This is a genomic window from Burkholderia sp. DN3021 (assembly GCF_049805555.1).
Taxonomy (GTDB): domain Bacteria; phylum Pseudomonadota; class Gammaproteobacteria; order Burkholderiales; family Burkholderiaceae; genus Burkholderia; species Burkholderia pyrrocinia_C.
In genome coordinates this window covers 1-9267 of the sequence record NZ_JBNCAB010000144.1, presented here as the reverse complement: position 1 = coordinate 9267, position 9267 = coordinate 1, and the positions used below count along the sequence as shown (strand labels likewise).

The window sequence follows — 9267 nt, the reverse complement described above, 5'->3', positions numbered from 1 at the left end:
CTTCATCAATCTGATTCCCATTACATCTGATGGGAATCAGATTGCCGGTGCCGCGCCCTCATGAACAGACGGTACGTGTCGAGCGCTTACGTTGCAAGCCGCTGTCGAAGATGCCCTGCGGGCGGGATCGGCCCATACGAATACCGTGCGTGCTGCGCTGGGGCGTCGCCGCACCGCGCGCGGTGCACCGCCGCCTGTTGCCATGAATCTGCCGGAACACGTGCGGCGCAAGGATACGCCCGTGCAACCTCACCGACTCGACACCTACGATCAACTGACTGCGGAGGAAAAGGATGACGTCGATCCCGAACAACAATGAGATGCTGCGTTTGCGCGCCAAGGCACTGCGTCTGAACGCTCTCGTCGAGCACTGGTCCGAGGTGGACGGCTCCGAGTGGCTCGCGCCGCTGCTGCAATGGGAAGAGGACGAGCGAACGCAGCGTTCGCTGCAGCGCCGTATCCGTGCCGCGAAGCTGGGCAAGTTCAAGATCCTGACCGACTTCGACTGGGACTGGCCCAAGCGAATCGATCGTATGGCCGTCGAGGAACTGATGTCGCTCTCATTCCTCGACGACGCGACCAACGTCGTGTTCATCGGCCCGAACGGCGTCGGCAAGTCGACGCTCGCGCAGACCCTGGCGCATCATGCGCTCATCCAAGGACTCACGGTGCTGTTCAAGTCGGCCAGCGAAATGCTCGGCGAGCTCGCGGCACTGGACAGCGACTCGGCGTTGCGCCGGCGTTTGCAGCACTATGCCACGCCGGACATCCTGGTGATCGACGAGGTCGGCTACCTATCGTACTCGAACCGCCATGCGGACCTGCTGTTCGAGCTCGTCAGCCGTCGATACGAAAAGCGCTCGACCATCGTAACGACCAACAAGCCGTTCAAGGAGTGGTCGGACGTGTTCCCGAACGCGGCCTGCGTGGTATCGCTGGTCGACCGCCTCGTGCATCGCGCCGAGGTGATCTCGATCGAGGGCGAGTCGTACCGGCTCAAGGAAGCGCGCGAGCGTAACGAGGCACGGGCCCGGCAGCGCAAAACCCGCAGGCCCGCGGCGCAGAAGGTGGCAACATCATGAGTCGCACACCACTGTTGCCTTCGGGACGCCGGCGCGGTCTACCGTTCATCGTACCCGACGACTGGACACCCGAGCAGGCGCTAGCCGTGTTCGAGCTGCTTGATGACCTGCTTGCCATGATCACCGACTTCTACGGCGTTCAGCTCCACGAACAACTGCGCGAGCTGCGTGCGTCACGAAACGTCCACACGCGAAAACACGATCCGCCGTTCTGAACGGCACCGAGCACGTCACATCAAAGGGGCCCTTGCGGCCCTTCGTACTTGAGCGAAATACTCGACATTGCGCCGCCGTTTAAGCGCGGTTCTGGACCGCCATCAACACCAACGACGACGTCAACCGGGTCGCGCGCATTCGTGAGCTGTTCGCAGCCTCGGCCGGGCAAGCCGAGGCGTTCTACGTGCCAGTGACCGTGATGCTCGAGCTCGAATGGGTGCTGAGGTCACGCTACCGATTCGATCGCCTGCAAATCCTGACCGCGCTCACGGCGCTACTTGAGACGCGCGATCTGAGTTTTGAGGCGGAAGGCGCGCTTGAACGCGCACTGCACTTGTACCGCGAGCACGGCGGGGATTTCGCTGCCAGCCTGCACGTCGGTCAGGCTGGCACTGCGGGCCAGCCGCCGCTACTCACATTCGACTAGCGAGCGGCTCGCCTGCTCGGCGCCCAAATTCTCGGCCCGATGCTCGAGCAATTATGAAATGTCCTGGCGTACGAAAGCTGGGAATAGAGGGAAGCCGCATTCTCCACAGCCAGTGGTGTGGCGCCGACGCATCGCCTGGTCGATGTGCACCTTATCCTCGGATCAGCCTCGCCATGACCGCCGAAGCCACCCAACCTGAAATCCTCTTTTTTCTTGATCACAATGTCGTCTTGCTTGTCAAAAATGCGAATAAAGGCAGGGAACGTCTTGACAAGAAGCCGGCTGCGCTTGAGAAGCTTCGCGCGATCGACTTGCTGCAACACGCGATCGGCCTACTACTTCCATTATGGAATGGCGAGAGCCGTCGGGAGGGCGAGAGCCGGTGCACAGGCCGATGTCGACAAGCAAGAAGCGCTAGCATGCCTTGAGAAGGAAACGTTCGCGATCGGATGGTTCATCAGGAACGCATGGGGCGACTCGGAATACCTTCGCAAGTTTCGCTCGAGCTTCGTCGAATTTCTCGCATGCGCGAAAGAACGCCAATGGGACGACCGGGATGCTTTTCATCGAGGCCGCTCCACTGGTCGAGGAGAAGGTCGTCAATGATCGACGTCGAGCGGTCAAAGATCTGCTTGTAGTATTGGCGTCAAAGTTCCAGCTTGCTCCGGGCAACGCTATCGTGATGCTTTTCCTGGCGTGCCTGTATGGCAGTGATGCTGCTCGAAAGTCATTAAGCCCAGTCGCCCGGATGCCTACAACGCCCTCTGTGATCTGTACGTCATCTCCCATATTGGGTTTATCAAGGCACTCGTGAGGCACGCCAATCTACCACTCAAGGTTTATCTCTTAACGCTAGACGAGAGGCAACACGACGTACTTTCGTTCGTGAAGGTCGTTGACCCTCGGGTCGCGTTGGCAGGCCAACTAAGCATGAAAATTTCCACCGGCCGAGCTTGTTTCCGGACCTTGCCGTGTCTGATGCCGTGACTATGTTGGAGCGCCTGACGGGTGAGTGGTAGCGATAGCTAAGCTACGAAGGTGCGGCCCACACGAGTGTCCCTAATAGGGACACCGGCACGGAAATTAAAAGGTTCTTCGCGGATTAGCGTGAAGGCAGTGACCAAAAGGAAAGCGGTGCCCGAAGGAATAGATTGGTTGTGCGACCAATCAGCCGATTCCAACGACCGCCGCTTTCATGGCCGATCATAAACTCGACCTCCCGTTCTGGGAAGGTTTTGCCGTTTCCGAACTTGAACGTACGCCCGGCGTGACGCGCATCACTTTGCTGCCGCATGTGGGCCAGGCTGCGCACTGCTCTGGCTGCGGCCAGCGCAGCGAGCGCGTGCACGAACACGGCTGGCGCACGATTCGCGACCTGCCGATGCTGGGCGATGCGGATTGGCTGCGCATGCGGCTGCGCCGGGTGCGGTGTGCCGGCTGCGGGCTGCGCATCGAGCGAGTGAGCTGGCTGGATCGCCACGCCCGAATCACCCGGCGCCTGGCGGAATTCGTCGGGCACTGGTGCGAGAAACTGCCAGTCGCGCACGTCTGTCAGCTGTCGGGACTGCACTGGGAAACCGTCCGGCGTATCGACGCACGGCGCTTGCAGGCGCGGCTTGAGGCGTTGCCCGAGACCCAGCCGTGTCGGCTGGTAATGGACGAGTTTGCGCTCTACAATGGCCACCGCTACGCCACGGTGGTGATGGATGCCGACACGCGCCGGGAGTTGTGGATCGGCGAAGGACGCAGCTGGGAAGCGATTCGCCCGTTCTTCGACTCGCTCGGCGTCGAGCGGTGCAAACGCATTGAAGCCGTCGCGATGGACATGAACACTGCATTCGATCTGGAGGTGCAACAGCGCTGCCCGAATGCGCGCGTCGTGTACGACCTGTATCACGTGGTCGCCAAGTACGGCCGGGAGGTGATCGACCGGGTGCGCGTTGATGAAGCCAACCGGCTCAAGCATGATCGCCCGCAGCGACGCATGGTGAAACGGGCGCGCTGGCTGTTGTTGCGCAACCGCGAGAATCTGTCGGCCGAACACCAGATCAAGTTACGCGAGCTGCTGCAAGCCAATCAGACACTGATGACTGTCTACGTGCTCAAATCGGTGCTCAAGGAGCTCTGGCAGCCTATGACCGCGTGGCAATGGCGTCGTGCCTGGCGGACCTGGCTGGCGCAGGCCCACACCAGCGGCATCGAACCGCTGCAGCGCTTTGCTCACAAACTGGCTGCGTACTGGCGCGGCATCGTCTCGCGCGTACGCTGGCCGATGCATACCGGTCAGCTCGAAGGCATCAACAATCGCATCAAGGTCATGATGCGCATGGCATACGGATACCGTGACAGCGCCTACTTCTTCCTCAAGATCAAGGCCGCCTATCCCAGTAATCCGTGAAGAACCAATTAAAAGCCCGCATGCCGCGGGCTCAATCCTGATCGACAGCGGCTTAGTCCGTCGCCGCAAACAACTGCGAGATCAAGGCTCGAATCTTTTCCTCCTTTTCCGAGTTCAGCATCCCCGCCTTGATCTTCACGGTAAAGCTCCCGGCGTCTTTGGTAATCGATCCGGCCTGGCTTTTGCCTGCAAATATTTTCTCGATGTTGCGGTCGCTAACCGGACCAGTCTTATCATCGTTGTCGATTGATTGCTTAATCGCTTTCGCGAGCTTCGTCTGATCGAGATCCCCTGCGACAACTTCCGCCCAGAGCTCACGTGCGATCTCGAGCGCGCGCCCCTCCTTGTTCCGCAAGACTGCAACAATTTGATCCGCCGCGTTGGCACCGAGCAGTCGCGGCTGGATGTCCAGATCTTTGAGAACAAAATCAGGCAACTCAGCGAACGACAGAAAACGATAGAGTTCAGAGCGCGATATCCCGAGTGCTTCCGCCATTCGCTTGCGATTCGGAAACTCCTTCTCCGTTTCGCGGATCGAGCGAGCGACCTCGTAGTCGGCCAGATCATCCCGTACTACGTTCTCGACCAAGGCAAGCATCGCCATGTCTTCGTCGGAGATGTCGACAACCACAACCTTGATCGAGTCCATCCCGATCATCTTGTGCGCGCGCCAGCGTCGCTCACCCGCCACGATTTGATAGCCCGTCGCGGCCTTGCGAACGATAATCGGCTGGATCAATCCTGCCTCGCGGATCGATTCTGCGAGTTCAGTCAACTTCGCTTCATTGAAGACCCGCCGGGGCTGCCACGGGTTCGGCACGATCTCGGCGACCAGCAATTCGTGTGCCGTCGTGCTTTTCTCGAGCTCCAGGATGCGCGCCTGCGCGGCGGCGAGTGCCCCCGCCATGCCAGGCGCGGTTCGCGGAACGGACGGCTTATCCTCCTGCGGTTCGAGCGGGATATCTTTCGCGGCACGCAAGTTTGCCGTTTTACTCATCATGCGTTCTCGAAAGTTACTCATGCCTCGGCCCTCCATCGCGCCACGGACTGATCATCGATCCATTTGCAATGGACCATCAATGGCTGCTTTACCCGCGCCAAGGTCTTCGCCACGCCGTCTGATCGGGAAAGGTCAAAGACCGTCGACAGGGCCAGCGCACCGTTACTCATCACCGAGCTAGCAGGGATCTCCGTTGCAGACAGCCAGTCGCCGTACGCACGTTGAGCCCAGACTCGTACCGCCGGCGCCGACGACATGGTGCCATAGTCAACCTTCGATAGCAGCACCGAAATGAAGTCATAGGTTTTGTCGAGTTCGTGTTCGACGAAGCCGGCAGCGATTTCGGAAAACAGCGACCAAAAAGAAACCGAGGAGATGAAGTCGAGGCTCTCCGGAACCAACGGCATGACCATCGCGTCAGCTGCCATCAGTCCGTTCAGTGTCAAGTACGATAGCGACGGCGCGGTGTCAAGGATGATGTAGTCGTACTCTGCGCGGAGTGGCTCAATGCCACGGCGTAAAACCGACCAGAATTCGTATCCCGGATTTTCCTTTTGAGCCGTCGGCAAGTGGAACTCGGCATCATGCAAATAGTTGTGAGCCGGAATAACGTCGATGCCGTCCCAGTATGTCGACTGCACTTTCGAAGCCAGTCCGCCTCCCATCGACGGATCGTAGATGAAGGGGAGCACCGTGTCTTCCCATGTCACATCCTTCTCAGCATAGAGGCCGCAGAGTTCGGACAGAGAGGCTTGCGGATCCAGATCAATGACCAGAACACGTCGACCTCGCAAACTGAGGGCTTGAGCCTCGCACATCGTGATCGTCGTCTTCGTTGAGCCGCCCTTGAAGTTCGCAGTGATCAATACGCGACCGCGATGTTGTCCCTTCCCGGTAACGAGCGCAGTCTGAAAGATGTTCGATGCCCGCTGCACCCACGTCCGTGCTTCCGCCAACGTGAAAACGCGGGCTCGCCCAGAACCGTGCGCCTCGCCAGGGGGTAGATCGCCGCCTTCCTTTGTTGCCATGTAGTTGATCTTCTGGCGATCCAGCCCGCACATCTCGCTCAGTTCGCCGATCGTGAACACCGGCGGATTCTTTCGCGGGCGCGGCGCCAAAATGTCCTCGCGAAGCTCATCGGTCATGACGGACAATCGCTTAGCAAACTCGCCGAGCTGAGATAGCCTCACCTGCCGCTCAACCGCCGGCAACTCGCTCATCTTCATTGGATGCTTCCTCTTGGATTCCACGGTGAGGTGTATTTTTCACACTCGCCATCTATTTTCACGGTTATGCAGATTTTCAATGCAAACCGTAGAATACTCGTCCCACCGAAGAATGGCTATGGAAATCGTCTCCGAGTCCGACTTTCGACGTCAGCGGGCGACAGAATCAAGCTAACTCTGGGCTCCAGCGGATCTTCTTCATAACGGGAGCGATAGGAACTCGACCTATGGTGAGGGGAATTGTGAGGGGCGCCCACAGGGAGACTTCGCCTCGCTGTTCGATCTTCACATTTCGCCTCACCTTGCACCAGAAAGAACTTGCCCCCATAGGCCGCTGCTTCGGAGCGTCACACATTTCACCTCACCGTTGAACACGCCGCTTCTGGGTTGGTTACCGGGTCATATATCGCTGTGAGCCGGCGAGCCAAGACTGCGGGGCTCCGGTGAAACAGGGCAGAGCATTGGCGTGCCGGAATCGAATCGTGTAGACCTAGTTATCTGTTCTTTAAAAAAATAAAACCAGCAAACCACAAACGAGACTCTCGAGTTCTTTATGAATCAATGTGTTACGGCATAAAGGTGAGCTGAAATGTGCGCATGGCGCTGTGAATTGAGCTTCAAGGTGAGGTGAAATCCACAGAATGGTGAGGGGAATTGGCTCTCATGGTGAGGTCTTTGGGCTGGATGGTGAGGCGAATTAGCACGCAAGGTGAGGAAATCTGTGACCATAAGCAATAAAGGTGAGGTTGTCTGTGTTGACATATCACCTTGCCGCCAGTACCTTACACCCCAATATGCTAAAAGTAGCGCGAGCTTGGAGGTCGTATGGCGGAAGCAGGGCAACTCGCAACGTCTCAACAGTTGGCGTTGGCCTTATTCGACGATGCTTCGGCCGAAGGCCTGCCTGTTGAAAGTGCGCGCTTGGACATTGGATTCTCGCGCAACAACGTACTGATTCGAATCGTGGATCTTGGCGTCGCGGCCCGTCGTCTGATTGACGCGGCGTATTTCATTGTCGCTAATGACGCCCGTCCGCGTGATGTGTACGACATCGAGCTCGACTACTTCAAGTGGTTGATGCGGTACTCAAGCCGCAACAACGCGCACCTCGAGCAGGTGATCACTGAGGCGCAAAAAGCCCTGATCCAGGCGACCGCGGCGGTCGAAGAGGACGGCGACCGTCCCTTCGGCTCAACGCAACTAATCGGCCGCATCTCGTATCAGGGCGGGCGCTTCCAGTTCCGCGTGCCGCCTGACCTGATTGGGATTATCCGTGGGCAGGGCAAGTCCCACTGGTTGAGTTTGCGCATCACCTCGCTGTTTACTTTGTCGTACGCACGCGTCATGTACGATCATCTGCTGCCCTATGCTGACGAAGGGCTGACGGCGTGGATTCCGCTCGACGAACTGCGTGGATGGCAGGGCGAGATGGGCGCGAACGCGCAGGTATTCAAGTACTTCAAGCGGGACTGGCTCGAGCCTGCGGTTCAGCAGATCAACGAGGTCTCCGACGTCTCCCTTTCGTACGAGACGCGTAATGTGCAGGGCTCGCGCAAGATCGGCAGCATACGGTTCCGAATCGTCCGCAAAGATCTCGCCGAACGCGAGTTGCGTACACACGAGCACGCAAAGGCGATCTACGAGACGCTCAAGCAGGAATTTGGTCTGTCGACAGCGCAGTTCAATCAGATCGTCGGCGATCGAGATACCTACACGGATGAACGGCTAGAGCAGGCGATTGACCGGACGCGCTTCAGTTTGAAGTTGGGCAAGGTGACCAAGAGCCCGGCCGGTTTTTTCATGAAAGCGCTCAAAGAAGGTTGGGTGGTCTCTGAGGCTGAGCGGGAGATGGTTCAAGTGCAGCAGAGCCTCGTTGCGCGGGAACAGCAGGAGGCTGATGCCAAGGTCAGTGCTCAATCCCGAATGGCGCTTCAGACGGCTGCACAGGAAGTGAGCGCACAAGAGCGCATGGGGGAGGAAATGAGGCTGGGCTGGGAAGCCTATGAAGGCGCACCTCCCGAGCAGCAGGACGAATGGCGGCGGAATTACAAGCGCTCGCCTGCGGCGAAACTGACGCTGCGTCGCCTGAGTATCGATCCCATGGCCGACATGAATGATGCCTCGTTTTCGAAGTATGAGGCGTTGAAGGCTGCCTTCTCGCTTTATGTTTTTATGCAGAGGAGAACAGTGAGGTCGGACGGAATTCGTGGAGGCCAACGGGTTAAGCAGCGATCCGATTCAGATAGAAGCGCTGCGTGAACGCGACAGGCGATTGGTAGTTCAGACGCGCCTGAGTGCGTTGCCGGTTGTAGAAGATTTCGATGTATTCGCTGATTGCAAGGCGTGCCTGCTCGCGCGTGGCGGAGCGTTGATGATAGACCAGTTCATTCTTCAGCGTTCCCCAGAAGGATTCGATGGGTGCGTTGTCGTAGCAGTTGCCACGACGGCTCATCGACGCCCGCATGTCAAACTGACCCTGCCTTGTTTTCACGTACAGCAACTCATGCGGCGATCAAGCTAGCCTCGTAGTCGACGGGGGTGAGGAAGTCGATCGAGGTATGCAGGCGTTGCCGATTGTAATAGCCCTCGATCCAATCGACGATATCCAGGCGGGCGTGGGCACGCGTTTCGTAGTGAGTCTGGTAGATTCTTTGTAAGCGATCCATTATCGGCGTCTATCCAACGGTGCGGCACCGCACCCTGCATCACGGAAAGTCATACTGACTCACGTTCTCCTTCAATCGTAAGCGCGAAATCCTCCGCACCTAGTGTCCCGTTCCGTTGTTAACTGAACTATGTTCGCGTAGCATGTAGACGTCAACGGAGCGAGAGGTGGCCGCGCAAATTCGGACAGACGGATAAGTGGTTTGGCCGGGGCCTTTGCCAGCGATAATGCTGGCAAAGGAACCGAGGAAATG

Annotated in this window: 9 protein-coding genes and 2 pseudogenes; 7 read left to right on the top strand and 4 right to left on the bottom strand. The window is 58.3% G+C overall.

Annotated elements, in window-relative coordinates; all coding sequences use genetic code 11:
* Positions 1 to 91: 91 nt before the first annotated feature.
* The 6 genes from ACPUER_RS35115 to ACPUER_RS35090 all read left to right on the top strand — a co-directional run bounded on the left by ACPUER_RS35115 (position 92) and on the right by ACPUER_RS35090 (position 4123).
* Positions 92 to 319 (top strand): hypothetical protein, encoded by a 228-nt coding sequence (locus ACPUER_RS35115; protein WP_425133375.1) that lies wholly within the window; start codon positions 92 to 94, stop codon positions 317 to 319.
* Positions 294 to 1082, top strand: coding sequence for an IS21-like element helper ATPase IstB (gene istB / locus ACPUER_RS35110; protein ID WP_425133374.1), 789 nt, complete (start codon positions 294 to 296; stop codon positions 1080 to 1082). Before ACPUER_RS35115 ends, istB begins: the two co-directional genes overlap by 26 nt.
* Entirely contained in the window at positions 1079 to 1297 is a 219-nt protein-coding gene (locus tag ACPUER_RS35105; RefSeq protein WP_425133373.1) for a hypothetical protein, read from the top strand. Before istB ends, ACPUER_RS35105 begins: the two co-directional genes overlap by 4 nt.
* A gap of 101 nt (positions 1298 to 1398) precedes the next feature.
* Positions 1399 to 1725, top strand: coding sequence for a PIN domain-containing protein (locus tag ACPUER_RS35100; RefSeq protein WP_425133376.1), 327 nt, complete (start codon positions 1399 to 1401; stop codon positions 1723 to 1725).
* A 173-nt stretch (positions 1726 to 1898) separates the two neighbouring features.
* Entirely contained in the window at positions 1899 to 2153 is a 255-nt protein-coding gene (locus ACPUER_RS35095) for a hypothetical protein (RefSeq protein ID WP_425133372.1), read from the top strand.
* A 767-nt stretch (positions 2154 to 2920) separates the two neighbouring features.
* On the top strand, positions 2921 to 4123 hold the full coding sequence (locus ACPUER_RS35090) for an ISL3 family transposase (protein ID WP_425133371.1): 1203 nt from the start codon (positions 2921 to 2923) through the stop codon (positions 4121 to 4123).
* Positions 4124 to 4175: 52 nt separating this feature from the next.
* On the opposite strand, the gene ACPUER_RS35085 is transcribed toward ACPUER_RS35090, so the two are convergent.
* The gene (locus ACPUER_RS35085; RefSeq protein WP_425133370.1) at positions 4176 to 5144 is read right to left on the bottom strand and encodes a ParB/RepB/Spo0J family partition protein; all 969 of its coding nucleotides are present in this window, start codon (positions 5142 to 5144) and stop codon (positions 4176 to 4178) included.
* Positions 5141 to 6349 carry a ParA family protein gene (locus ACPUER_RS35080; RefSeq protein WP_425133369.1) on the bottom strand — a complete coding sequence of 403 codons (1209 nt, stop codon included), beginning with the start codon at positions 6347 to 6349 and terminating at the stop codon, positions 5141 to 5143. The genes ACPUER_RS35085 and ACPUER_RS35080 overlap by 4 nt, the downstream gene beginning before the upstream one ends.
* A gap of 825 nt (positions 6350 to 7174) precedes the next feature.
* Between ACPUER_RS35080 and ACPUER_RS35075 the strand changes: the two genes are divergently transcribed.
* A complete protein-coding gene (locus ACPUER_RS35075) occupies positions 7175 to 8608 on the top strand; it encodes a replication initiation protein (RefSeq protein WP_425133368.1) in 1434 nt (477 codons plus the stop codon).
* On the opposite strand, the pseudogene ACPUER_RS35070 reads toward ACPUER_RS35075, so the two are convergent.
* Positions 8571 to 8825, bottom strand: a pseudogene (locus ACPUER_RS35070) (IS3 family transposase); the annotation flags it as partial. The gene ACPUER_RS35075 and the pseudogene ACPUER_RS35070 overlap by 38 nt on opposite strands.
* A gap of 25 nt (positions 8826 to 8850) precedes the next feature.
* Positions 8851 to 9009: pseudogene (locus ACPUER_RS35065) on the bottom strand (IS3 family transposase); the annotation flags it as partial.
* Between the last annotated feature and the right edge of the window lie 258 nt (positions 9010 to 9267).

Excerpts from the sequence above, each read along its gene's own strand:
- ACPUER_RS35090 (WP_425133371.1), top strand. The coding sequence starts at position 2,921 with ATGGCCGATCATAAACTCGACCTCCCGTTCTGGGAAGGTTTTGCCGTT.
- ACPUER_RS35080 (WP_425133369.1), bottom strand. The coding sequence starts at position 6,349 with ATGAAGATGAGCGAGTTGCCGGCGGTTGAGCGGCAGGTGAGGCTATCT.
- ACPUER_RS35105 (WP_425133373.1), top strand. The coding sequence starts at position 1,079 with ATGAGTCGCACACCACTGTTGCCTTCGGGACGCCGGCGCGGTCTACCG.
- istB (WP_425133374.1), top strand. The coding sequence starts at position 294 with ATGACGTCGATCCCGAACAACAATGAGATGCTGCGTTTGCGCGCCAAG.
- ACPUER_RS35075 (WP_425133368.1), top strand. The coding sequence starts at position 7,175 with ATGGCGGAAGCAGGGCAACTCGCAACGTCTCAACAGTTGGCGTTGGCC.
- ACPUER_RS35085 (WP_425133370.1), bottom strand. The coding sequence starts at position 5,144 with ATGAGTAACTTTCGAGAACGCATGATGAGTAAAACGGCAAACTTGCGT.
- ACPUER_RS35095 (WP_425133372.1), top strand. The coding sequence starts at position 1,899 with ATGACCGCCGAAGCCACCCAACCTGAAATCCTCTTTTTTCTTGATCAC.